Raw genomic sequence first — 23,491 nt, forward strand, 5'->3', positions numbered from 1 at the left:
CCCTAACCCCTCTTAAGTTCATGTCCGCACGTCAATTACCGTGGCGTTGAAGTTGTAGTTAAAGCCTTCAAGTTCAACAGGCATCCCAATTTTTAGCTTGCTATTACCTAAAACTGGTCCTGTACTGGTAATTTGCGCTTTGCCATTGAGGGTCAACAGCATGTCTGTGTTGAATTGATTTGCTCTAGGATCGGACATTTCTCTGATCGAACCATCAGGCTGAGGTACAAGCAGAGTTCTGGGTAATTGCTTGACCGACTTCACTTCAATCTGACCGTAAGGCTGGTTGCGGATAATAATATTGGTTTTACCGCCTTCTTTCAAGCCTTCGCTATAGATTTGTTGCGGATCGCGAACGTTTAAGCCGCGAACAATTAAGTCAACTTCGATTGGTTTTGTTGTCACTCCAACTTGAGCCACAGAACCGGAAGTACCAGGAAAGAAAAAGATGCCAACAATAACTAGGAGGATTACTAAAGCTGCCCCTAAGTCGAGAATACTAAGCTTGCCAAACAAGCGTCCTTTAGAATCCAAAATCGCCATGATTCTTAAAAGTTAACCACCGTCGCCCAGCTTATCACGTCTTTTGTTGGATGTAAGGGTTGGTTTCAAATTGTGTTACTTGGTAGTGGTAACGGGTAATGGTTTATTGGTAAGGCTCACACTAATTATTGCTATTGCAACATATAGATAAATAAAACCGTCTCATGTTTTAGTCATTCCCATTATGGGCAGCGTCCTCTACTCGAATACTGAGTAGAAATTTCTTGGCGGGTGTTCGCAAAGTGTGTTGGATGCCATATACCTGTTTATCTAGTTTTTTTCAGCAACGGAGTATGTTTAATTTCTCTTTTATTTTTTATCGTTTCCGACGTCGTTTGATTTATCCGCTATTGTCAATACTTGTGGTACTGGCGCTGTGGTTGGGTACGCCAGCAGTATCACAAGCTTTTTCGATTTTTGATCTCCTGATTCGCGGAGTTCAAATCATTCAACTGTCGAATATTTCTGACTCTCAGGAAGTTCAATTAGGAAAACAAATCAACCAACAACTTGTGAGTCGAGAAGTTCGCCTCTACCGCAATTCAGATGTCAATCGCTATATTAATCAAATTGGTCAGCGTTTAGTTCCGGCAAGCGATCGCAGTGGAATTCCTTATACCTTCCAAGTTGTTGATGACAATGGCATTAATGCTTTTGCCACAATGGGTGGCTTTGTTTATCTCAATACTGGTTTAATTCGACTCGCTGAGAATGAAGCTCAACTCGCCAGCGTGATGGCACATGAAATTGGTCATATTGCTAGTCGTCATGCTATTCAACAAATGCGTCAAACAGCGATTGCTAGTGGTGTTGCTTCGGTTGCTGGCTTAGATCGTAACCGTGCTGTCCAAATTGGCGTCGATTTGGCATTACGGCGTCCTAATAGTCGCGAAGATGAGTTTGAAGCCGATCAGCGTGGATTAGTCAACTCAAGACGTGCTGGTTATGCACCATCTGCTACAGTAGCTTTTATGGAAAAACTACTTAGGCAAAATGGCAGATCAATTCCTACTTTTTTAAGTACTCACCCAGGAACAGGCGATCGCATTACGCGGTTACGAAGTGCAATTGACACTCAAGCTGCAAATGTTGGAGATGGCTTAGATTCCGCTGCTTACCGAGCCAGAATTCGACCATTATTGTAGTTGTGCTTAAGAACGTGCTACCTCGGCTGGATTAACTGTCGCTACAATTTCTGCTAATGGTAAAGTACGCAATGCGTTGCGAAACACATTCACTTGATAGACTAAGCTGTTTGTGATGTCTAACCCGGTTAACCAGCCACTTTTACGATGATATGCGCCGGTGTCAATGTCCAACCAACCTCTTCCTTGGGCAATTTCACCAGAGTTGACGCCAGGTAAGGTAAAAGTAATCGTGTGTCCAGTGATAATCAATTTATCAGGAAAGTAGGGTTCAGATATACTGTGAAATTCATCGCGTACCCAGCAGAACTGTTCTGCTGTTTGTTTTTCTAATGGAATTTTAGGATTAACTCCAGCGTGAACTAACCAAATATCTCCTAAGTCTAAGTACATTGGTAAGCTTTGCATCCATTCCCAATGACTTTGAGGGATTGTACAGTCCTGATAGCTATTTAATGTTGCATTACCTCCACTCTGAAGCCACGCGTGCTTCATATGATACGAAGCACGATCGCTCAAGACGTTCAGCAACATCTGTTCGTGATTTCCTAGCAAGCAAGGGTAAGATTGCTTAACGAAATCAACAACGAGGGCACTTTGTGGCCCTCGATCAATTAAGTCCCCCAAAAAATATACTTCGTCGCTGGTTCCTGGGGCGATCGCTTCTAGTAGTTTGATTAAACCGTCATAGTGACCGTGGATATCTCCTATGACAATGCGACGGTGGCTTGCTTCGCTCATGCGATAACCCCGTAAAAAAAATTAACTTAGTTTAAATACAGCTTCTGCCGCGACTCATGAAATAAATACGTGGCAGTCTTGAGTAGATATACTTTTATTCTAGTGATTTCTAGGAATCTAAATTTAAAGTTTTATCAGTAATTTATTGAAGTTTGCGTATAATCTTTGACTCATCTATTTTCAGCACAGTCTTATTATCTATTAATCTCACTACAGCTTAAATGAGAGAAAACACTGGAATTATCAGGTAATGTTTACTTACCTACCTAAATTTACGGTTGTCGCTTGATGAAATAGTTAAGACATACTGTTAAACGACTTTTTGCGATCGCCTATGCCAGGATAATCACTATTTTGTTAAGTCATAAGTTTAATTGGCAGCAGTCGAATGTTGACTCTGCCTAGAATATAAAGAATAATTAAATAAAATTAAGTTTATTGAAAAAAATTGACGTAATTTTAGTGAATAACTTCAAAATTTGTTAAAAATTTTGAGATTTTAGCAAAACTGTAAAAATTTGCAGTAAATTCATTCTCAATCATGACTTGCATTTTAATAGGATTTGTTATGTTTTCAGCATCTTTTCTGCCCTCACTTTTAGTTCCACTTACTGGTTTGGTATTTCCTGCTGTAGGTATGGCGCTGTTATTGCTTTACATTGAACGCGAAGATCCTTCAGGAATCTAATCACTAATATCACTCCGGTTGAATAACCAGGCTATGATTGAGTGATTAGCAACTAGTCACTCATTACTTTAATTGTAAGTAATTCACTGGATTTGATATAATTACGACGTTTTAATTTAACATCAAAAAACCGCCTATCGTTTTGAGATAAGCGGTTTTCTTTTAAATGTGCCACATAAATCACATTTTTATAACGTGGCTGTTGGTCGTGAGTGTTGCTCTACAAAGAAGAGCCTAAATGAGTATAGGAACCATAAAAGAAAGTTCCCACAATCGTAATTACACCCAAGCCAGCAACTGTTGCAATAATCCACAAAGGAATTCTTCCACTTCCAGACACAGCTTAATTCTCCTTGAGCGATGACAACTTACATTGGCAATTAACCGTAACTGTCCCAACTAGTTAAAGAAATAACTAGAAAACAGTATACCGAGAACGAAAACTAATAGTAAACCGAGATAGAGAGAAGTGCGATTTAATTCAACCGGTTGATTATTAGGATTGGGTGTTCTTTCGGGGGGCATAGGTTCCTCCTAACGTTGAATAAACTGCATAGCGGCGATCGCACCCAAAAAGAAGATTGTTGGTACAGCTAGGGTGTGAACTGCCAGCCATCTTACGGTAAAAATTGGATACTGAATTGGTTGATTAGTATTACTAGTCATGATTTTGAATTAATCGTTGCTATTGGTAAATTGTCTAATCTCTTGTTTTGCTTGATAGCGGTCGTCGACGATAGGCAATTCTTGCCGTTCTTGGGGATAATACTCATTAGGTCTAGGTGTACCAAAAACATCATAAGCCAGACCTGTACTAACAAACAGCCAACCAGCAATAAATAAAGCTGGAATGGTGATGCTGTGAATTACCCAGTACCGTACACTGGTAATGATATCCGAAAATGGACGCTCTCCTGTTGAGCCTGACATTTTGTGTCCTCCTACGATAACTCTTATGACTAAATTATCCTATGAAACTTCATGAAAAAGTACCTAACTCATGATAATTTTCTCTTGTTAGGTAGCATTGCTTAGAAAATTCCTCCCGTGACAGAGAAAGATCAAAAAAGATACCTTTCTAATAGATAATTCAGTTTTGTTAGTATTTTGAGAAAATTTTCATCAAGTGAATCAGTCAATCATTTTATGCAGTTGCACTAGATTCTTGATACTTGAGCAAAATACCTCTTTGACCAACAATAAACCCTTTTTTTGGTGACAGAAAAACTATTTTGTAAAGGTTAGAAGGAACACTTTCCACATCACGATCTTTTTGCCAAGTTTTACCACCATCAAAACTACATAGTAAATTGCCACTGCCTCCAGCTACCCAAATTTCCTCTGGAGTACGGTAGGCTAAATCAAGCAAACCCCAGCTAGTAGAAAATTCAGGGTATTTAGCTTCTTCCCATTCGTTAAGATTATCCTGTTTACTGAACTGTACTTGACCGCCCCGCGCTAACATCCACAGGCGTCCATCTGGTGCAAAACCCATGTTCTGTACGCGCCGAGAACTATTGCGGTTATGTCCCTCCCAAGCTTCTTGTCCTGGCTTCCAAATTGAATAAAAATTTCCTTTGGCAGAAACTGCTAAATAGCTACCATCTGCTGCGCGAGCAATGTTGCGGACTATTCCTACAGCCTCTTGTACCATAGCTTTCCAAGTTCTACCGCTGTCTGTCGTGCGATAGATCGCGCCGACATCAGTCGTCATCTCTGCTGAGTTAGCGCCCAAAGCAACTACTGTGTTGGGATTACCAGGAAGCTTTTCACTCAGCGGAATTTGCTCCCAAGATTTACCTCCATCGGTTGTGTGTAGCAAAAGTGCAGGTTCTCCTACAATCCAACCTTCCTGTCCTGTAAAACTAACTGAAGAGAAAAGATAGTTTTGTTCTCCTAAATCTAGAGCGATCGGCTGCCAAGTTTCTCCGCCGTCAGTTGTCTCTAAAAGTGTTGCTTTACTACCGACAAGCCAGCCGTGATTATTATCTGTAAAGGCAATGTCTTGAAGGTTAGACTCTGTAGGTAAAGTAATAACTTTCCAAGGATTATTACTAACAGAGGGAGTATTGCTACACCCAATACACAACAAAAAAACTGCTAATAAAATAACGACTCGTTGCCAATTTTCAGATAGTGAACGCATTAGTATCTGTATGTCTTGTGATAAAAAGAATGAATTGAGGAAAAAAGTCAAGGAAAGAGAGAAATTCTTTACTGATGGGTTACAAGCCCACCAAGACAATCAAAGTTTATGTTTAGACATACAGCGCAAAACGCCTAATGTCTTAATCTCTAATTCCTGACGACTCTGAATCAATAAGCGGGAATTATTTTAACCCGTAAAGACTCATAAACAGCAAAAAACCAACAGCTAAACCACCAAAAATCAAAAGGTTTTTTTGTGCTGGTGTGAGCTTGTTTACACCAAGACCATAGTTAAGATTTGAGTCAAAGCCGGAGGCTTTTCCAACCGGACCAATGTTCTCAAACTGGGAAGTCCTTGCACCACAAACCGGACACCGCCAAGAAGATGCTAGTTCTGTAAAAGGTGTGCCAGCAGGAACTTCTTCCTTGCTATCTCCCTTTGTCGGTTCATAAACGTAGCCACAGACGCGACACTCATAGCGATCTAGTCCTTGGCTTTCTACAACTGATTCGCTCATAGCAAAAGACAAAGTGGATAATGTCAGGGCAATTCTTAAATCTACGTTAAAAATTATGACACAATTTCAGCTTATTTATTGTTTTCGGCTATCAAGCTGAATTAGTTAAATCAGTCTGTGTTAACTTTTGCCAGACTCTGTAACCACAAGACATATATAATGTAAAAGTAAGTAACAAAATTATTTACATCAACTATTGTGTTTGTCCTCAGTGGTTACGAGTACCTTTTAGGCTTTTTGTTAGTCTGTAGTCTGGTGCCTGCACTTGCACTCTCTGCATCTAAACTACTACGACCAAGTGGTGGTGGTCCAGAACGACGCACTACCTATGAATCAGGTGTAGAACCTATTGGTGGAGCCTGGATACAATTCAACATTCGCTACTACATGTTTGCCCTGGTTTTCGTGATCTTTGATGTGGAAACAGTCTTTTTGTATCCCTGGGCAGTTGCCTTTCATCGACTAGGGCTTTTAGCGTTTGTTGAAGCTCTCATTTTTATTGCAATTCTTGTTGTTGCCCTTGTCTATGCCTGGCGCAAAGGAGCCTTAGAATGGTCATGAATCCAACTAACATCACACAAGCGAATGATGGGTGGGATCAACAAAAAGAGAAGATCCTCAATCCCATTGAGCGCCCTACAGTTACGCAAGATCTCTCAGAAAACGTCATTCTCACAACAGTTGATGACCTCTACAATTGGGCAAAGCTATCGAGTTTGTATCCTTTGTTATTTGGGACAGCTTGTTGCTTTATTGAGTTTGCCGCACTGATTGGCTCAAGATTTGATTTCGACCGCTTTGGATTAGTTCCGCGTTCTAGTCCGCGACAAGCTGACTTAATTATTACTGCAGGAACGATCACAATGAAAATGGCACCGCAGCTTGTGCGTCTTTATGAGCAAATGCCCGATCCAAAATATGTGATCGCAATGGGTGCTTGCACAATCACAGGCGGCATGTTTAGCGTCGATTCACCAACGGCAGTACGTGGTGTAGATAAATTAATTCCTGTCGATGTCTATTTACCTGGCTGTCCGCCTCGTCCAGAAGCAATTATGGACGCGATTATTAAGCTACGTAAAAAAATTGCTAACGAATCAATTCAAGAGCGGAGTCAGGTTAAGCAAACGCATCGCTACTATAGTACAACTCATAGTATGAAAAGTGTTGCGCCAGTACTTACAGGTCAGTACCTACTTTCAGAAACTCGCAATGCAGCACCAAAAGAGTTGACTGAAGCGATTGGAATGCCTGTACCACCCGCACTTCAGGCAGTAGAAAAGGAGGAGGTTAGCCGTGGCTGAAGATGCAGAAAAATCAGAGCCAGTTGATCAAGAAGCAACGCAGATAGTAGAAGCTGGTAAGATTTCTCAATGGTTAGCTGAAAATGGTTTCGAGCATGAATCGCTGGAAGCAGACCATTTGGGTGTAGAGATGATTAAGGTAGAAAGTGATTATCTATTACCAATCGCTACAGCTTTATACGCTTACGGGTTTAATTATTTGCAGTGTCAGTTTGCCTACGATTCTGGACCTGGGCAAGATTTGGTGAGTGCTTATCACTTGATTAAAGTCAGTGATGATGCCGATCGCCCAGAAGAAGTGCGGTTGAAAGTCTTTTTACCAAGGGAAAATCCTAGAGTTCCTTCGGTTTATTGGATTTGGAAGACTGCTGACTGGCAAGAGCGAGAGTCTTACGATATGTTCGGGATTATTTACGAAGGACATCCCAATCTCAAACGTATCCTCATGCCAGAAGACTGGGTGGGTTGGCCATTGAGAAAAGACTATATTTCACCTGAATTCTACGAATTGCAGGATGCCTACTAATAGCTAGAATCTAGAGCATAATTTGTCAATCGCTTGACATAAACGCGATCGCACCGTGCTGTTTCTACTCCGCTTGCTGGTTGATATCCACTATGCTCATACAGCTTGACAGCGGTAGTTAAAACGCTTGCAGTTTCAACCCAAATCTGCTTAAAGCCACGTGATGCGATCGCTTGTTCTAATTGTTGTAACAAGTATTTTCCTAATCCTAACCCTCGGACATGAGGTAACAAATACATTTTTCGGATCTCTACCGCTTTCTCGCCACGCATCACAGGGTAGTACCCACCTGTACCAACTAATTGATCGTCTTGTTGAATTACCCAGAACTCGCCTCCTGTTGTGAGATAGTACTTTTCGACCTCTACAACATCACAATCTGCTGCCGCAGGCTCAAAATCAAGATCATACTCGGCAAGAACCGAGCGAATCAGGTTAGTAACAGGAGTGCGATCGCTTGGTTGCCAGTTGCGAATCTGAAATTGATATACAGCTTTCATCACACTCCTAATTTAACTACAAATTTTTATAAGCAAAAGTGCAGCTAATTGAGATTCTGTTGTCTATGTTGAGTGACATTAATTATCTCATGACAAGTAGGTGGGCATAATTTACGTATTACACTTTTTGTTTCGGTTAATGGTTAATTGTTGACTTTCTGTTGAGCGCTGACCATTGACCAATTACTACCTTTAATTTTACCCACTTACTCTACTGTTAGTATTTGAGTGCTCCTAAATTGACTGTGCTACCAGCAGAGACACCAACAGCATTAGCAATATCAGTAGGAAGCGGCTCTCCGCGTCCCATCGCTGGACTACCCGATTTGAGCCGAAAGTCGTTTGCACCAGCATTAACAAAGAACGGATCGTTAGAGTTAACAACATCAAGACTGTTGCCTTCTAAACCTGTGGTTGACCGGAAACTTGCCAAGGAAGTGAAATTTTGAGAGCATTGGTTGCCACTTAACCCCCAAATGAGATTAACAGGTTGGGTAGGAGAAGTACGGTAGTAAGCGTTATTATTGGTTGTTGGAACCATCAAACTTGATGGTTCTTTCACTGCACAGCCAGGAGCATAAAACATTGGACCATTCGAGTTCCAGAAAATGTTGTTCTTGACAACTGTGTTGCGTGTAACCCAGGTAATTCCTTTCGATATTTCCTTAGATTTCGCATTATTACGCGATGTTTCCTGAACCAAAAGATTGGCATGGTTGCGGGCAAGGGTGTTGTTGTAAATCCGTGCAGCAGAAGCATTGAGAACCATGATGCCGGCTGTGCTGTTGTTGTGAACGACATTTGAGGCAATGATTGCCTTGTGCGAGATTTCAAAGTAGATGCCAATGATGTTATTGCGCGCCACGTTATTGACAAAGGTAATATTGCTACTAGACTCGTCAGCCCACAGTCCCATTGATTTGTTATTGGCAACAGTGTTACCCCGCACTACCACACCATCACTCCAGAGAATTTTGACACCGCTGGCACTCCAAGAAGTCGAGAAGTTCTCCAAGTTGTTGTAGCTAATCACATTGTTTTCCAACAGTAGACGATGGGCATAGGAAGCACCAACTCCTTTGCGACCGTTGTAGCTGATGTTGTTCCCGTGCAGTTTGACGTTGGGTGATTGAACAGTAACACCTTCCATCGCATTCCACGCCATCGTCGTGTTCTCCACTGTGACGCCAGATGTACCAATCTTGATTGCTTGATCTGCATAATGTGCCAAGCCCAGTCCCCGCACCACTGAACCTGCGGTACTACTGTTCCACATAACAATACCTTCTACTTGCGTGGTGGCTTCGACAGTTTTGCTATTCGGGTTACTACCGACATACAGCTTCTTATTGCGAGGATCAACGTAGAATGTACCAGGTCCAACTTGGGTTTTGTTCCCAACTTGCTTGAGGGCGACACCATTGATGTAGACCATATCGCGATAGCCTGCTATGGGATGCTTAGGGTCAACTGCACGCGCTTGTTGATTCGGTGGAAACGAGTAATTCCAACCATCTTTGCGCCAGATGTTACCTTCAGACACCCAGCCGTCAACCACAGTGCTACCTTTGAGCCAGGGTTGCTCATTGGGATAGGCTTGTAATGTGAAGCGCTTGTTCAAGGGCAGTCGCGCGTTACGGTATGTCCCGCCACGAAAGACAATTGTTGCGCCACTCGGTGCCGAGGCGATCGCTTGACTAACAGGCCACGGAGAGTTTGCGGATCTGCCTGAATTACCAGGTTGACCTGTTGGTGAGACGAAAAACGCTCCATTAGGAATGGCATAACTCGTGTTTTTGATGTTGATTGTAGCGGCTGTTGCTATCTGTGGTACCGAGGTCAATGCTGCTAGCATCACCTGTGATAGCAAGAGTAAAGAAAAGTGGTTATTACATTGACTGTTCATCATTGCTCTCCATATGGGTTATGTGCTCAAAGTGGTTTACAACTTTGCTTTGCAAGCTTGAGTCACTTTTGCTGTTATCTCTCTTCATTGCTGTTGCAGCAGAAATTCCACTGCGATTGCTGCACAGATATGTCATCTCGATATTTGGAGCCATCAAAATTTCGCTCAACAATATGCTTCATGCAGTAAAAGCTGCAATCAGTTCTGAATCGTGAAATTTGAAAGGCAAGATCTCTAAAACTACTTGCTGAAGGGTTGGCAACTTGTGCTTTTTTGGGTAGTAAAATATTTACTTTCTGTAGTTGATAGCTAGAGAAAGCAAGCTAGGATACAGAAAGAAATTAACTGATTAATTGGTACCTAAACGCAGGAACTTTTCAGAAATCAAGGCGACTTATAGTCTATACATTACCATTTTTCTTTCAGTTTTTTGCTACTATTAAATAACTGCAAACTAAAAGTAAACATCTAAACACAGACTCGTGCATTAAAAAAGTAACCTCCTCACTTCTTAGTTACAAAGTTTTCTTTTTTACAAATCCACGTAGCACAAAGAAAGAGCATACACTGTTTAAAGTTGAAATTCAAGTGTAATCTTACCGAAAAATTAAAAGTTATAAATTTTATAAGTTAGCTAATCAGTAAATCCACTAGTAAAAGTTGATAATCTGCCGTATAAACTGAGTTGACTATATTCTTTTAAATATGTCAGTAATAGCAGAAAAAACGTTTTTTTCATCTTTAACAGAAGTTGTTTCATTTAACTCGTTGTAAATGAATAAACGAGAATGAGAACATTAATAATACGCATAGTAAAAAGACGGGCGATCGCTTTATGCAAAGCAAAAGTGGATGCGCTAGAAGATTCAAGTCATAGTACCTTCAGAGCGATCGCCTACGAACTACAGCCGTATTAAGTTCTGAAAAATGCCAAGCTCTTCAACCAATGACATATAAATAGCATTAGCTGTCAAGCAATACTTTCTTATCGCAATGCACCAAGATTGACTTTTCTACCAGCAGAGACACCAACAGCATTAGCAATATCAGCAGGAAGCGGCTCTCCGCGTCCCATCGCTGGACTACCCGATTTGAGTCGAAAGTTGTTTGCACCAGCATTAACAAAGAACGGATCGTTAGAGTTAACCACATCAAGACTGTTGCCTTCTAGACCTGTGGTTGACCGGAAACTTGCCAAGGAAGTGAAACTTCGAGAGCATTGATTGCCACTCAGCCCCCAAATGAGATTAACGGGACGATTAGCAGCGCGCCGATAGTAAGCATTGTTATTAGTTGCCGGAATCATTAACCGTGACGCCTGTTTTACTGCACAGCCAGGAGCATAAAACATTGGACCATTCGAGTTCCAGAAAATGTTGTTCTTGACAACTGTGTTGCGCGTTGTCCATGTGATCCCTTTCGATATTTCCTTAGCTTTGGTGTTTCTACGTGAGGTATCCTGAACCAAAAGATTAGCATGGTTGCGGGCAAGGGTGTTGTTGTAAATCCGTGCAGCAGAAGCATTGAGAACCATGATGCCGGCTGTGCTGTTGTTGTGAACGACATTCGAGGCAATGATTGCCTTGTGCGAGATTTCAAAGTAGATGCCAATGATGTTATTGCGCGCCACGTTATTGACAAAGGTAATATTGCTACTAGACTCGTCAGCCCACAGTCCCATTGATTTGTTATTGGCAACAGTGTTACCCCGCACTACCACACCATCACTCCAGAGAATTTTGACACCGCTGGCACTCCAAGAAGTCGAGAAGTTCTCCAAGTTGTTGTAGCTAATCACATTGTTTTCCAACAGTAGACGATGGGCATAGGAAGCACCAACTCCTTTGCGACCGTTGTAGCTGATGTTGTTCCCGCGCAGTTTGACGTTGGGTGATTTAACAGTGACACCTTCCATCGCATTCCGCGCCATCGTCGTGTTCTCCACTGTGACGCCAGATGTACCAATCTTGATTGCTTGATCGGCATAATGTGCCAAGCCCAGTCCCCGCACCACTGAACCTGCAGCTGAGTTATTCCAGACGATAATGCCTTCCGCTTGTGTGGTGGCTTCGACAGTTTTGCTATTCGGGTTACTACCGACATACAGCTTCTTATTGCGAGGATCAACGTAGAATGTACCAGGTCCAACTCGGGTTTTGTTCCCAACTTGCTTGAGGGGGACGCCATTGATGTAGACCATATCGCGATAGCCTGCTATGGGATGCTTGGGGTCAACTGCACGCGCTTGTTGATTCGGTGGAAACGAGTAATTCCAACCATCTTTGCGCCAGATGTTACCTTCTTTTACCCAACCAGTAATGATAGTACTACCTTTGAGCCAGGGTTGCTCATTGGGATAGGCTTGTAATGTGAAGCGCTTGTTCAAGGGCAGTCGCGCGTTACGGTATGTCCCGCCACGAAAGACAATTGTTGCGCCACTCGGTGCTGAAGCGATCGCTTTACTGACAGGCCACGGAGAGTTTGCGGATCTGCCTGAATTACCAGGTTGACCTGTTGGTGAGACAAAAAACGCTCCATTAGGGATACCATAATTTGTTCTTTTAATGTTGATCGCGGCTGTTGCTGTTTGCGGTACTGCGAATGGAGTTGTCATTAAAACTGCCAATGCAAGTTTGGCTAGCATATGTAAAGAAAAGTGGTTATTACATTGACTGTTCATCATTGCTCTCCATAGTGACTTTTGATGGAAGTGTTATGTAAAGTCAGTAAAGTGGCTATTTTCGCAAGCCTAAATTCGTTCACTTGCTGTCAAGTTTCCTCATTGCTGATTTAATTGCTGGTTGTTGATGAAGAGGTAGCACAAAGCAACATCCAGCAGAAAATTTACAGCTATTGCTGCATGAACAAGGCTTTTTAAGTTTCGTAGTATGTTAGCGAAGAGCAGAAGGTAAGCTTACTTTTTGGAATGATTTTGAACTGCTCTTATCTAAAGTTGAGAAAAGTTGTGCAAAAAGTAGATCTACAGTCCAAATTTGTGAAAGTTCTTGCCCAAGATACTTAGCATATCAGGTAGCCAGTATCTACATTAAAGACAATTTATAGACCTGAATTTTCCCTACAAATGCAAGGTTGCGCAGTGGAGAATTGTATTCTTGCAGTAGGTATTTGTTCATTAAATTCAAAACAAAAATTAATTTGCCTCCTTTGCTGACATTTCAAAATTTTGAGATATAACAGAATTACACAATCAAACTTATCGAAAAAAGATTACGCTGCTTAAAGAACACATTCAAGCGTAATTTTACTGAAAAATTTTTAGTTATATTTTGTTTGCAATTATTTGAATTTCAGTGTATATACTGAAGCAAAATGATGTTATGTTATGAACCCAATAATGGCTAGGTCAAAGCTTTAGAGACAATTGCAAAGAAACAGGCAACCAGAACAATTCAGATATAAACTATAAAAAATAATATTAATAAAAGTATAGATTTCTGTTTTGAAATGTAGATTATGGCGTAGCAGCACTTAGTAGAATAAGATAGCGATCGTTATACTTTTTAAACTTTTTTAAGCTATAGAGAAAAAACTTAATTATATGAGCTAGGATATTCTCCCACAGCAAAAATCGCAGGCGATCTTTCACCTGCGACTCTAACAGTATGTTGGAGTATTACACATTGCTACTCTTTTACAGAGGTAGTAAGTAGGTGGACGTCATTATTTACTACAGCTGAGGTGTGAAGTAGCCAGACTACTAGTTTGGTTAATGTGCAATCGATACCTGAGACTGCAGTGCACCTAAATCAACTACTTTACCAGCAGGAACTCCCATGGCATGAGCGATATCGGCGGGTAATGCTTCCCCACGTTTGATTGCAGGGCTACCTGATTTCAAGCGAAAATCATTAGCTTCTGCATTGACAAAGAATGGATCGTTACTATTGGTGACTTCTAATCCATTAGACTCTAGCCCTGTAGCTGAGACAAAGCTAGCAAGGGTGCGAAACGTATTAAAGCATTGACTACCACTTAACCCCCAAACCACAAAGTTTTGTGGTTCATTTACTGCTGGACGGTAGTAAGCATTGTAATCAGTGACAGGGATCATTTGTCTTGATTGCTCTCTTAATTCGCAGCTAGGAGCAAAGAAGGTAGGCCCATTAGAGTTCCATAAGATGTTATTTTTGACAACCGTGTTGCGCGTAATCCAAGTAATACCGTCTGCAATCTCTTGTGTTTTTGTATTATTGCGCGGTGTTTCTTTGATTAAGAGGTTAGCATGGTTGCGTACAAGAGTATTGTTGTAGATACGGGCACTCGACGCATTAAGTATCATAATTCCAGCAGGAGCATTCTCATAGACTACATTTGAAGCAATAATTGCTTTGTGTGCAATTTCATACATAATGCCGATGCTGGCATTTTTCCGGACGACATTATTGACGACGGTGGAGTTTGTTGTAGACTCGTCAATCCACAAGCCTATCGCATTATTGTGTTCAACAAGATTGTCACGCCATACCAAGCCATCAGTCCAAATAGTTTTGATGCCTGCTGCACCCCATTGTTTTGAGAAGTTTTCGACATTGTTGTGACTCAGAACATTATTCTCTAACAACATCCGGTGAGCATAAACACCCGCTACTCCTTGACGTCCGTTGTAGCTAAGGATATTGCCTCGCAATACTGCATCTGTATCAGTTAGTAAAACTCCATTCAGTCCATTCCATATAAGTGTGTTGTTTTCTAATGTCACGTTTGGTCTTCTGATATTAATAGCGTTATCAGCGTAGTGTGTAATCCCCAAACCACGAATTACTGTATTTTCTGCAGAGTTGGAAGTCGTAAAAGCAAACTCTTTAGCTGTCGATTCCACAGTTTTACCTGCTGGATTACTGCCAATGTAAAGTTTCTTATTAGCTGCATCCACATAAAAAGTTCCTGGGACAACTTGAGATTTGCTACCTACTTGCTTCTGCGTGACATTATTAATGAACACCATATCTCGATGACCGGCTAAGGGGTAATTCTTGTCAAGAGATTCAGGTTGTCCTTTAAAAGGAAATGAATGTTCCCAGCCATCTTTACGCCAAATATTACCGTCTTTTACCCAATCGTTAACAACAACACTACCCTTAATCCAAGGTTTCTCGTGTGGGTAAGCTTGTAAAGTCAGATTTTTACGAATGTTAACTTGGACATCCCGATACACACCACCCCGAAAGATAATTGTTGCATCACTAGGGGCTGCTGCTATTGCTTTTGCAACTGACCACGGAGAGTTGACAGTTCTACCAGTGTTTGTGTCTTGTCCATCTGGAGATACAAAATAAGCATCACTAGGAATTGCGTAATTAGTATTTTTTATTTCAGGAACAGAGTTGTTGCTAGTTGCTGAAGCTGCTCCTGGAGACAATAATAATACTGTTAATAAACCTTTGGTAAATAAAAGAGTCTTAATTTGTTGCCAATTAAATTTAGTCATTTTTCAAATATAAGTAATTATTTTTACTACGAAAAAAATAGGTCTGTTGATAAGATCCTTTTCAAATTCATGTCTGCACAACTTTTCGTTGAATCTTGTTTGCATTAAAACTAAAATTCAAAGAATGAAATAAGTATTTTGGAAAACTTTGTAAAAACTTTCTAAAAACTAATTAATAGTTGATTGAGCAGAGTGAAGACTAATTGAAGAACCTCATCTGTAGCTATATCCTATTCACTTCAACCCAAGATCATCATTAGTGTAAATACGACTTTTATGATTTAAAAAACTAACTTTTTTTTCGGTATATCTGCGGCTGTTAGCAAATTTTGCCCTTATTTTACTTGTCAGTATTCTACTGAATGATATTTTCACGAACGGTATTAGCTCGTATATTTATTGCTATACTTGGCTGATAAAGATACGTAAGTCATCAAGTATAAGGAGGTAAAAACCTCCCCACAGCTAACGTTTAATTTAGTTAACCTGCTTAAAACACCGTCAAACTGCACAATGTATCTGAGATGCGCTTAAGAAACAGTATGTCTTTACCTTTTTAACAAGCGCAGTTAAAACACTTGCAGGGAATAAGTTTATTGGTAATTTATTCTCGTTGACCTACTAATACTGTTCGTGATTTAGTAGTAATTATTCAGTTATTCCTATACTTCTTGTAGGAGAAATAGTGAAGATATTTAACAATAAATAAAGATTTTATTATAATCTCGAAATAAATGAGAGTTTATTTACTTTTATAAGTAATTACAGATTGTAATGACGTCAGTGTTATCTCCAAGCAGTTACCTGTAGAAACACCATTTTGGAGACATCTGTTTGCTTAAGTAAATCTTCGTAATTTAAGTTGGGCTTGGATTGTAAGTAGTCGCGTACTGTCGAATAGGCTGTTGTAGGTAAAAGAGAGTTATTAACTCTCTTTTATTTTCTTCGCTGTGCAGAGTATTACTGACAAATGAATACTTGTCGTGTTTCTACTTAAGCCATCCTGAGAGATCCCGTCCTAGTAGTTCTTGCATTTGTAGAATGTCTTCGCGATATTCTTCTACTAACTGTTTACGCATCTCAGGTGAAATCGGCGGTGGTGTATCAAAAACTTTACTTCTAACATAATGTCGTACTCCATCGGGTAGGAGTGTTTTCATCGCAGGTTTGATTGGCTTGAGATTATCGAGCAAATCGCTAAAAAATTGGTTTTTGGGAACAACAGATACATTATATTTACGAGATACATCAGGTTCAAAGCTGGAATCGACTTCCAAAAATTCAAATAAGTCTTTAATGACTCCTGCAGGGTTAGTGTTTAGATCTTCATACAAACAAACTTTAATTTGAGAACGGTCGAATAAGTCAAGATAGCGGCTTAACTGCTTGTAGTAGAATCCTTTGGATTTATAGTGCCAAAGAAAGACTGAATTTTCACGAATTCGCGTTTCTTCTTCTTGAAGTGCGTGTTTAAAATCTTTCAGTGGCTCATGATTGTGCCTGATAGCATGCAAGAAGTTGGAATAGGCTCTTTCAGCTGGATGACGTAAAATAGCGATGAGCTTGGCATGAGGTAGGTAATGTTTTATTCGCTCAGCAGCTTGGGGAGCATAAATGTATGAGGGAGATGCTTCTCCGATTAATGATGATTCTGGTGCTCCTTGAAAAAGTTTTTGGTAGTCTTTAATGTTATTGATGACAGCAAACGATTCGTTGCGATCAGCTTCAGAGAAGGATTCGTCTGGGTTTGCACCTTCATATGTAAAAAAATGTGGCTCCTTGATAGGACTCATGTAAATTTGCGGATGCTGTTTTAAGTAATAGTAGAGAGAAGAAGTTCCAGCTTTCTGCGCTCCTATGATCAGGAAATTAGGCATTGACATATGTTTCGGCATCCTTATTGTGTTGTTGGAAGCTTAGTTCATACCGAGTGGTAAATCGGTTACAAGCAAAACTACTGAGTTATACTGAGTTCTAAATGAGTTTATTTAACTTGACGTGGTGGAGCTTGATCAAAAGCTGATGCGATCGCATTCCATGCTAACTTACGTTCAAGTTGGGCATCTAGCGGTAGTGGACGTATCGGAGCACCATCCTGACGAGGGGCAAAGTTGGTCAGCCAAGTGTAGCGATCGCTTAGTCCCCAGGTGATGACAGTATTAACCGCAGGTTCATCTAGCACAAGTGATAAGTAATCTTGGTAAACTCCAGCAATAATAGCATCGCGGTTATTTGCTTCGAGAAGATTTTTTTCTAATACATCCATTTCCGTAATCAAAATCTTCAGATCGAGACTAGCAACCTCTTTAAGAAAATCTCTTAATTTTTTGGCATTAAACCCTTGAGGACTTGCACCTATATGCGATTGAATTCCTAATGCATGTACAGGAACTCCTCTTGATTTCAACCGTTCTAAGAGCTTGAGAACTTGAGTTCTTTTCACTGCTGTTTTGGCATTGTCATATTCTAAGTTGTTGTCGTTATAGACAAGTAATGCTTGCGGATCTGCAGCAGCGGCTGTACGAAATGCCATTTCGATATAATCTACTCCCAATAACCTCAGCCAAGGAGTTTGCCGCAATCCATCTTTTGTCTTGTTAGGAACGATTGCTTCGTTAACGACATCCCAAGAGTGGATATTTCCAGCATAATGCTGGACTACAGTATTTATGTGTTCAGTTAATACTTTTGCAGCATTTGTTCGATCGACAGTTTCTTCAAACCATTTGGGTAAAGCCCGATGCCAAACTAAAGTGTGTCCTCGCAACAACATGTTATGTTTCTGCGCAAAGTTTGCCATCCAATCACTGCGGCTAAAATCAAACCGCTCAGGAGTAGGGCGTAGTGCCTGCCATTTTAATTCATTCGCAGGAACCAACATAGCGCACTCTTGAGCGAAGCGTTGCGCAAACGCTACATTTGTTGTCAGTACTTGATGTTGAGCAGCTGCTCCATAAATGAGTCCTTTATCTGCTGCGCGTTCTCGTAAAGGAGTATCTCCAGTGACAGCAAATCTTGCGATTCCTCTTTCTTGGGGTTGTTCGGGTACTTGATGCCGATTCAGATAATGATTTGCGATCGCAACACCTGCACCTGCTGCACCTAAGCTGGATACAATAAGCGTGCGTCTTTTAATCATAGCTGGAATTATAGATGATGAAACGACTCAATTGCGCGGACTATCTAGACTACAATAGTCTCAGATGCTTGGTTTTTAGCTTGATTTTGGATACGACGTTTTTGACTAGCGCCTATTACCTTCAAACCGATTAATTGTAGTTGAGTGTAAAACGGTTGAGGCAAAAACCATAGTGCATAAGCTGCTGTCAGGGTGACAAGAGTACGCCTAGGCTCTTCTATTAATATACGCCAGTGAGTCATTAAGGCTCTATGGCTGAGATTTATTGCCATTGAACCGTCACTCATTGTGACTGCTTTACGCGCTAAATACCTCAGAGTATAAGCCATAGCTGGCTTTTCCCACTCAGCTACAACTGCTGGAGCATATAACTGAGCTTGTGCTATGAACTGATCCCAAGACTCCAGTGTTTTGAGCAGATTAGCTGAATTTCCTATTGAATGTAATCTATATGTAGCTAAAAGTTCAGGAACGACTTCCAATTTCCAGTTAGTTCTCACACAAATGCGGAACCAACATTCAGCATCTTCTGACTGACGCAGGTTCTCGTCAAAGTAACAGTCTTCAACAATACCATTGTATTCTTGTTGAAATTTAATTTCTTCTAATACTTCTCGCCGAGTCACCAAACACGAAGGACTTACTATTGGATTGCGACACAAAATTGCTCCTGGGGTAATAACTTTGTACTCTGTCGCATTGTAAATGCCTAATGGTTTACCAATTTCATCAACAAAAGCACAATAACTAAAGCTAACACCTACATTTGGTGACTTTTCTAAATGATTGATATGCTTTTCTAATTTTTCTGGTACCCAGGTGTCATCCGCGTCCAAAAAAGCAATGTATTCTCCTTGTGCGTGACGAATTCCGTTATTTCTAGCTGCTGACGCACCTCGATTGTTCTGGTGAATAATTTTTATTCGAGAGTCTATAAATTGCTGACAAACTTCGATACTTGCATCAGGAGTTCCATCATCAACAAGAATAATTTCAAAATTTTTATACGATTGTGCTAAAACTGATTGCACAGCATCTGCAATATATTTTTCAGCAGCATAAACTGGAACAATTACAGAGACTTTTTTCATATTTATCAATGCTTATCGCTCATTAATGAGTTTCTTCTACAGAAAAATGAGTGTTGGATTGCTGATCTTGCTAATTTTTACATAAAATTTAATACCCTTTCAATGGATATGTCTGCTTGTACGACTTATCTACTAATTCTTTTACAGGTTGTTGTAATGGTTTCCACAATAATACTGCTATATAAAGTACCCAATATATATCGTTGCGAGAGAGAATGGTACTGTAAGTTACATTAAATAGTAACAAAACAGTTAGATACATAATAGGAAATAAAAATTCTGGTCTTTTATTTTGTCGAATATTACGAATAGCTTTAAGAAAAGCGAATAGCAAGCTCATTGTAAATACGGCAACTCCTAAAAAACCCAAATCAAGCCACAAATCTAAAATTCCATTGTGACCATGAGGAGGCGTCCATCTTACAAACTCCCATACAAAACTAGAATAACTTTGCCACCCAAGCCAGAAAGCATTGTAGCCATAACCTAACCAGGGACGCTGTAATATCATCACCCAAACAGCTTCCCATAGAGGTGTTCTTCCCGTAAAGGTAGCGTCTTTTCCAATTAAAGACAGTAGAGTGTCTGCTTCACTTACAACTAAGATAGATGCAGCACTAGCAGTTAAAATTGAAATAATAAATATTGGTAAAAAGACCGTTGAGCGCCATCGCAAAGCTGCGTATAAAGGGAGAAGTGCTAGAGTCGTAATGCAAACGAGTAGCGAGGTCTTGGATGTTGAAAGAACTAGAAGTGCAAATGAGAGAATAAAGCCACTCCATGCAATCCATCGATACTTAGTTTTGTCTAATGCTAGGAGCAAAAATACTAATGTACTTAATGTCATAGCTCGACCTAAATTATTCTTTTGGGCAAAAACCCCGCGCCACGCACCTGCATGAGGAAAAACATCAATACCATACCTTGGTATAGCTATAGCAAAAACAAAACTGAGTACTACCATCAGACCAAATGCCCAACCAAGAAGTCTTAGTTGCTCTTTTGGTTGGTATCTTACAGAAAAATAAACGCCAAAAATACTTGTTCCTAGTAGGGCAAAACTGCGGCGGAGGGTTACGGATGGTACTACTGACCAATAGTATGAGAATAAAGCAATTCCTATTGCTACTATTGAAAGAAGTAAAGCTATATCTAAATTAAGGTTAGTAGGAATCTTTGTGAAACCTTTCAAGCGAATTAACAGCAACCCTGCAGTAATCGCATAAACAACAAACCAGATAATTTGAAATAAAGCACTTCCCTCAGCAGATGCACCATCAGGTCTTAATAAAACCCCTAGTACACCTCCTGTAAATAAAATTAAGGCAATAACTGTAAAACTATTTTCTGCTAGTTTTAAAAAGTTTTTCATTGGAGAATTAAACCATAAAAACTACTAAGTACCCTAGATTTTTGCAAACTAATTGCTGTTTGGGTAAAGTTGTTCGTACTAGTGATTAATCCTCCTTAACTTAAAGAATCGCTGATTGACAACTTTCCTCATTTTTAACAATGACCAAGTTTGAATTAACTAGAAAGAGAGCCTGTGCTAGCAGCAACCTGATGTAAATTGTGGCGATCGCCTATAACCTGTTCATAAATCTTTTCTAGTAAACGTGCTTGCTTTTTCACATCAAATAAACTACATACACGCTGTGGTCCAAATGTACTGAAACGATGCCATAACTGCTCGTCTTTCATAAGCAACAAAATATAATCAGCGAGTTCTTCCCAATTACGTTCTGCGGCAAGAAACCCAACTTCACCATGCGCTACTGCTTCGGGAATAGCTCCACTTGCAAAGCTAACTACAGGAAGTCCCATTGCTTGGGCTTCAGCAAATACCATACCAAATCCCTCAGCTTCGCCCGATACGGCAGTAATACTGGGAACGCAAAATATTTTAGCTTTGTTCATCCAATCTTTTACAACATCTGGTGGTTGCACGCCAAGAAAACGATACTTATGCAAGCTAGTTTTAGCGAGTTCTTCTAAAGAAGAACGCAGTTCTCCATCGCCAATGATGATTAATTCCATCTCAGGTTGCATCGCCTGAACTTTACTCATAGCGCGAATTAAGTATTCACAACCTTTTTTTTCTACTAAACGAGCTACAAATAAAACCACAGGTTCGCGTTTAACAGACTCTGATTGAAATACTTCAGTATTGATACCAGTGTAGTGAACAAGAATTTTATCTGGCGGAAATCCTTGTTGCAAGAGATGTTCTTTCGATTGCTGCGATACAGTTAAAAAGAGACTAACCTCCTGCTTCAAGATTTCTCTTCGCTGCAGATATTGACGATAACTAAAATATGATTTTTGAGCGATGTCGTCCGCAATCATTTCCTCATACCCGTGGTAAGTTACAATCATTGGGATCTGTAAGTAACGTTTGAGTGGCAAAGCTAAGCTGCCACCTATACCAAAATGGGCGTGAATCAGTAGTGGCTTTAGTTTTTTCGCAGGCGCAACTAGTGCAGGTGCAAAGCCAAACACCTTGAAACTTGCTTCGCGCGCCCAACCTATTGGGGTGTATTCATTTAAAAGCAAAGTTCTTTCTGGGGGGGTGCGTAAACCTTCTTTAATTAAGCGTGAGCCTATGTAATAAGGAGTAAAACGCTCTAAAGCTTCTGCTTGTGCCAGAACAAAAGTCTCTGAAGGTGGTAACAACCAATCTCGGTAAATCAGCACATTTGGCTTTTGGTTAAGCATTCGTTAATTTATCCCCACGTAAGACTTCTGTACTGAATTACTGTCGAACTACTGATAATCTATTTACTACCCGATATTAAAAGCTGAAACAGAACTATTTGCGGTTAATAATTAGTCTTGTCAGAATTATTTATGCTTCAACTATGCATTATGGAAGAGCCGCATCAAACTGAAACTTTCATTATTCTAACCATTTCGAGAGATCGCGCTGCAGAAACTTTTGAAGACTTAGAATATCTTCTCGATAAACCTCAATGAGATTCTGATGTATCTCCTTTGAGAGGGTTGGTGGCTTTTCGTAGATTTTGCTTCTCAGATAATGACGTAATTTGTCTGGAACCAAAAGATTCATTGCTGGTTTGATAGAACTAAAATTTTTAATGAGAGTTTTTATAGCATCGTTTTTAGGCACACCAGCCACGTTGTATTTCAACGATGTATCAGGCACAAACGTGTCGTCTACACCAAGAAACTTAAAAATGTCTTGTACCAATTTTATCGGATCTGTTTTTAAATCTTCGTAAAGATACACTCTTATTTGCTCTCGATCAAAAAGCTCTAAATAGCGCTTCAGTTGAGTGTGATAAAATCCTACGTTGACATAATGTCCCCATCCCCAGTTGTTGCGAATTCGGGTTTCTTCTTGTTGTAGAGCCTCAGCAAAGTCTTTTGCTGTTTCTCGTCCCTCTCTTACATGCATGATATATCCTGAGTAAGCCCGCTCTATTGGGTTTCTTAAAATCGCGATCAGCTTAGCATCAGGGATATACTTTTTAATACGCTCAGCAGCTTTGGGACTATAAAGATACAGCGGAGAGGCTTCACCAATAGCAATTTCGTTTGTAACTCCTTGAAATAACTGACGATATGTTTCGATGTCTGTAATTGCACTTTTACAGATATTCTCGCGATCGCCTGGTCCGCGAAAGTCTAGTTTATCTCCTTCAAGCGCAAAAAATTTTGGCTCTTTTTCAGGACTCATATAGATCTGAGGATGCTGCTTGAGGTAGTAGTAGAGTGCCGTTGTACCTGCTTTAGCTGCTCCGACAACTAGAAAATTTGGCATTGTCATATTGTT

General features: G+C 40.3%; 24 protein-coding genes. 6 read left to right on the top strand and 18 right to left on the bottom strand.

Annotation, left to right across the window (positions count from 1 at the left end; genetic code table 11):
• Positions 1-18: 18 nt before the first annotated feature.
• The gene (locus CSQ79_RS03960; protein ID WP_099699903.1) at positions 19-543 is read right to left on the bottom strand and encodes a DUF4330 domain-containing protein; all 525 of its coding nucleotides are present in this window, start codon (positions 541-543) and stop codon (positions 19-21) included.
• A gap of 293 nt (positions 544-836) precedes the next feature.
• Here CSQ79_RS03960 and CSQ79_RS03965 point away from each other — a divergent pair, with 293 nt between their 5' ends.
• Positions 837-1,688: a M48 family metallopeptidase gene (locus CSQ79_RS03965; protein WP_099699904.1), complete on the top strand. Its 852-nt coding sequence runs from the start codon at positions 837-839 to the stop codon at positions 1,686-1,688.
• 6 nt (positions 1,689-1,694) lie between these two features.
• On the opposite strand, the gene CSQ79_RS03970 is transcribed toward CSQ79_RS03965, so the two are convergent.
• Positions 1,695-2,429, bottom strand: a complete 735-nt coding sequence (locus CSQ79_RS03970; protein ID WP_099699905.1) for a metallophosphoesterase family protein — start codon at positions 2,427-2,429, stop codon at positions 1,695-1,697.
• 568 nt (positions 2,430-2,997) lie between these two features.
• Here CSQ79_RS03970 and psaI point away from each other — a divergent pair.
• Entirely contained in the window at positions 2,998-3,117 is a 120-nt protein-coding gene (gene psaI, locus CSQ79_RS03975) for a photosystem I reaction center subunit VIII (protein ID WP_099700283.1), read from the top strand.
• A 220-nt stretch (positions 3,118-3,337) separates the two neighbouring features.
• Here the strand turns inward: psaI and CSQ79_RS03980 are convergent, their stop codons facing one another.
• The 6 genes from CSQ79_RS03980 to CSQ79_RS04005 all read right to left on the bottom strand — a co-directional run bounded on the left by CSQ79_RS03980 (position 3,338) and on the right by CSQ79_RS04005 (position 5,783).
• Complete coding sequence (locus CSQ79_RS03980) at positions 3,338-3,457, bottom strand: photosystem II reaction center protein J (protein WP_099699906.1); 120 nt, start codon at positions 3,455-3,457, stop codon at positions 3,338-3,340.
• 59 nt (positions 3,458-3,516) lie between these two features.
• On the bottom strand, positions 3,517-3,642 hold the full coding sequence (gene psbL, locus CSQ79_RS03985) for a photosystem II reaction center protein PsbL (RefSeq protein WP_099699907.1): 126 nt from the start codon (positions 3,640-3,642) through the stop codon (positions 3,517-3,519).
• A gap of 9 nt (positions 3,643-3,651) precedes the next feature.
• Entirely contained in the window at positions 3,652-3,783 is a 132-nt protein-coding gene (gene psbF / locus CSQ79_RS03990; protein ID WP_099699908.1) for a cytochrome b559 subunit beta, read from the bottom strand.
• Between the two features lie 9 nt (positions 3,784-3,792).
• Entirely contained in the window at positions 3,793-4,047 is a 255-nt protein-coding gene (gene psbE / locus CSQ79_RS03995) for a cytochrome b559 subunit alpha (RefSeq protein ID WP_099699909.1), read from the bottom strand.
• A 214-nt stretch (positions 4,048-4,261) separates the two neighbouring features.
• On the bottom strand, positions 4,262-5,263 hold the full coding sequence (locus CSQ79_RS04000; protein WP_099699910.1) for a photosynthesis system II assembly factor Ycf48: 1,002 nt from the start codon (positions 5,261-5,263) through the stop codon (positions 4,262-4,264).
• 184 nt (positions 5,264-5,447) lie between these two features.
• Entirely contained in the window at positions 5,448-5,783 is a 336-nt protein-coding gene (locus CSQ79_RS04005) for a rubredoxin (protein ID WP_099699911.1), read from the bottom strand.
• Positions 5,784-5,981: 198 nt separating this feature from the next.
• On the opposite strand from CSQ79_RS04005, the gene ndhC reads away from it, so the two are divergent.
• From ndhC to CSQ79_RS04020, 3 genes are read left to right on the top strand one after another with little or no spacing between them, the layout of a single operon-like run.
• Complete coding sequence (ndhC, locus tag CSQ79_RS04010) at positions 5,982-6,344, top strand: photosynthetic/respiratory NAD(P)H-quinone oxidoreductase subunit C (protein WP_099699912.1); 363 nt, start codon at positions 5,982-5,984, stop codon at positions 6,342-6,344.
• Complete coding sequence (locus CSQ79_RS04015) at positions 6,341-7,087, top strand: NADH dehydrogenase subunit K (RefSeq protein WP_289500488.1); 747 nt, start codon at positions 6,341-6,343, stop codon at positions 7,085-7,087. The genes ndhC and CSQ79_RS04015 overlap by 4 nt, the downstream gene beginning before the upstream one ends.
• Positions 7,080-7,613 carry an NAD(P)H-quinone oxidoreductase subunit J gene (locus CSQ79_RS04020; protein ID WP_099699914.1) on the top strand — a complete coding sequence of 178 codons (534 nt, stop codon included), beginning with the start codon at positions 7,080-7,082 and terminating at the stop codon, positions 7,611-7,613. The genes CSQ79_RS04015 and CSQ79_RS04020 overlap by 8 nt, the downstream gene beginning before the upstream one ends.
• On the opposite strand, the gene CSQ79_RS04025 is transcribed toward CSQ79_RS04020, so the two are convergent.
• On the bottom strand, positions 7,610-8,113 hold the full coding sequence (locus tag CSQ79_RS04025) for a GNAT family N-acetyltransferase (protein WP_099699915.1): 504 nt from the start codon (positions 8,111-8,113) through the stop codon (positions 7,610-7,612). The two genes, CSQ79_RS04020 and CSQ79_RS04025, sit on opposite strands and share 4 nt — an antisense overlap.
• 217 nt (positions 8,114-8,330) lie before the next feature.
• On the bottom strand, positions 8,331-10,022 hold the full coding sequence (locus CSQ79_RS04030) for a right-handed parallel beta-helix repeat-containing protein (protein WP_289500490.1): 1,692 nt from the start codon (positions 10,020-10,022) through the stop codon (positions 8,331-8,333).
• Between the two features lie 785 nt (positions 10,023-10,807).
• Here CSQ79_RS04030 and CSQ79_RS27380 point away from each other — a divergent pair.
• Complete coding sequence (locus tag CSQ79_RS27380; protein WP_289500491.1) at positions 10,808-10,936, top strand: hypothetical protein; 129 nt, start codon at positions 10,808-10,810, stop codon at positions 10,934-10,936.
• A gap of 68 nt (positions 10,937-11,004) precedes the next feature.
• On the opposite strand, the gene CSQ79_RS04040 is transcribed toward CSQ79_RS27380, so the two are convergent.
• From CSQ79_RS04040 to CSQ79_RS04075, 8 genes are all read right to left on the bottom strand, one after another.
• A complete protein-coding gene (locus tag CSQ79_RS04040; RefSeq protein WP_289500492.1) occupies positions 11,005-12,633 on the bottom strand; it encodes a right-handed parallel beta-helix repeat-containing protein in 1,629 nt (542 codons plus the stop codon).
• Positions 12,634-13,746: 1,113 nt separating this feature from the next.
• Positions 13,747-15,468 carry a right-handed parallel beta-helix repeat-containing protein gene (locus tag CSQ79_RS04045; protein ID WP_099699919.1) on the bottom strand — a complete coding sequence of 574 codons (1,722 nt, stop codon included), beginning with the start codon at positions 15,466-15,468 and terminating at the stop codon, positions 13,747-13,749.
• Between the two features lie 989 nt (positions 15,469-16,457).
• The gene (locus CSQ79_RS04050) at positions 16,458-17,363 is read right to left on the bottom strand and encodes a sulfotransferase family protein (protein ID WP_289500493.1); all 906 of its coding nucleotides are present in this window, start codon (positions 17,361-17,363) and stop codon (positions 16,458-16,460) included.
• Between the two features lie 89 nt (positions 17,364-17,452).
• Complete coding sequence (locus CSQ79_RS04055; protein ID WP_099699921.1) at positions 17,453-18,607, bottom strand: endo-1,4-beta-xylanase; 1,155 nt, start codon at positions 18,605-18,607, stop codon at positions 17,453-17,455.
• Positions 18,608-18,651: 44 nt separating this feature from the next.
• Positions 18,652-19,698, bottom strand: coding sequence for a glycosyltransferase family 2 protein (locus CSQ79_RS04060; RefSeq protein WP_099699922.1), 1,047 nt, complete (start codon positions 19,696-19,698; stop codon positions 18,652-18,654).
• 88 nt (positions 19,699-19,786) lie between these two features.
• Entirely contained in the window at positions 19,787-21,070 is a 1,284-nt protein-coding gene (locus CSQ79_RS04065; RefSeq protein WP_099699923.1) for an O-antigen ligase family protein, read from the bottom strand.
• Positions 21,071-21,225: 155 nt separating this feature from the next.
• Positions 21,226-22,413: a glycosyltransferase gene (locus CSQ79_RS04070; protein ID WP_099699924.1), complete on the bottom strand. Its 1,188-nt coding sequence runs from the start codon at positions 22,411-22,413 to the stop codon at positions 21,226-21,228.
• A gap of 181 nt (positions 22,414-22,594) precedes the next feature.
• Entirely contained in the window at positions 22,595-23,485 is an 891-nt protein-coding gene (locus CSQ79_RS04075; protein ID WP_099699925.1) for a sulfotransferase family protein, read from the bottom strand.
• Positions 23,486-23,491 lie beyond the last annotated feature (6 nt).

The sequence above is a fragment of the Gloeocapsopsis sp. IPPAS B-1203 genome (assembly GCF_002749975.1).
Classification (GTDB): Bacteria; Cyanobacteriota; Cyanobacteriia; order Cyanobacteriales; family Chroococcidiopsidaceae; genus Gloeocapsopsis.

Bases quoted from the DNA above. Each gene is read 5' to 3' on its own strand.
- CSQ79_RS04050 (WP_289500493.1), bottom strand. From the start codon at position 17,363: ATGCCGAAACATATGTCAATGCCTAATTTCCTGATCATAGGAGCGCAG.
- CSQ79_RS04065 (WP_099699923.1), bottom strand. From the start codon at position 21,070: ATGAAAAACTTTTTAAAACTAGCAGAAAATAGTTTTACAGTTATTGCC.
- psbL (WP_099699907.1), bottom strand. From the start codon at position 3,642: ATGCCCCCCGAAAGAACACCCAATCCTAATAATCAACCGGTTGAATTA.
- CSQ79_RS03960 (WP_099699903.1), bottom strand. From the start codon at position 543: ATGGCGATTTTGGATTCTAAAGGACGCTTGTTTGGCAAGCTTAGTATT.
- psbE (WP_099699909.1), bottom strand. From the start codon at position 4,047: ATGTCAGGCTCAACAGGAGAGCGTCCATTTTCGGATATCATTACCAGT.
- CSQ79_RS04075 (WP_099699925.1), bottom strand. From the start codon at position 23,485: ATGACAATGCCAAATTTTCTAGTTGTCGGAGCAGCTAAAGCAGGTACA.
- CSQ79_RS04040 (WP_289500492.1), bottom strand. From the start codon at position 12,633: ATGACAACTCCATTCGCAGTACCGCAAACAGCAACAGCCGCGATCAAC.
- CSQ79_RS27380 (WP_289500491.1), top strand. From the start codon at position 10,808: ATGAGAACATTAATAATACGCATAGTAAAAAGACGGGCGATCGCTTTA.
- CSQ79_RS04055 (WP_099699921.1), bottom strand. From the start codon at position 18,607: ATGATTAAAAGACGCACGCTTATTGTATCCAGCTTAGGTGCAGCAGGT.
- CSQ79_RS04025 (WP_099699915.1), bottom strand. From the start codon at position 8,113: ATGAAAGCTGTATATCAATTTCAGATTCGCAACTGGCAACCAAGCGAT.
- psbF (WP_099699908.1), bottom strand. From the start codon at position 3,783: ATGACTAGTAATACTAATCAACCAATTCAGTATCCAATTTTTACCGTA.
- CSQ79_RS04060 (WP_099699922.1), bottom strand. From the start codon at position 19,698: ATGAAAAAAGTCTCTGTAATTGTTCCAGTTTATGCTGCTGAAAAATAT.
- CSQ79_RS04005 (WP_099699911.1), bottom strand. From the start codon at position 5,783: ATGAGCGAATCAGTTGTAGAAAGCCAAGGACTAGATCGCTATGAGTGT.
- CSQ79_RS03965 (WP_099699904.1), top strand. From the start codon at position 837: ATGTTTAATTTCTCTTTTATTTTTTATCGTTTCCGACGTCGTTTGATT.
- CSQ79_RS04030 (WP_289500490.1), bottom strand. From the start codon at position 10,022: ATGATGAACAGTCAATGTAATAACCACTTTTCTTTACTCTTGCTATCA.
- psaI (WP_099700283.1), top strand. From the start codon at position 2,998: ATGTTTTCAGCATCTTTTCTGCCCTCACTTTTAGTTCCACTTACTGGT.
- CSQ79_RS03970 (WP_099699905.1), bottom strand. From the start codon at position 2,429: ATGAGCGAAGCAAGCCACCGTCGCATTGTCATAGGAGATATCCACGGT.
- CSQ79_RS04000 (WP_099699910.1), bottom strand. From the start codon at position 5,263: ATGCGTTCACTATCTGAAAATTGGCAACGAGTCGTTATTTTATTAGCA.
- CSQ79_RS04045 (WP_099699919.1), bottom strand. From the start codon at position 15,468: ATGACTAAATTTAATTGGCAACAAATTAAGACTCTTTTATTTACCAAA.
- CSQ79_RS04070 (WP_099699924.1), bottom strand. From the start codon at position 22,413: ATGCTTAACCAAAAGCCAAATGTGCTGATTTACCGAGATTGGTTGTTA.
- CSQ79_RS04015 (WP_289500488.1), top strand. From the start codon at position 6,341: ATGAATCCAACTAACATCACACAAGCGAATGATGGGTGGGATCAACAA.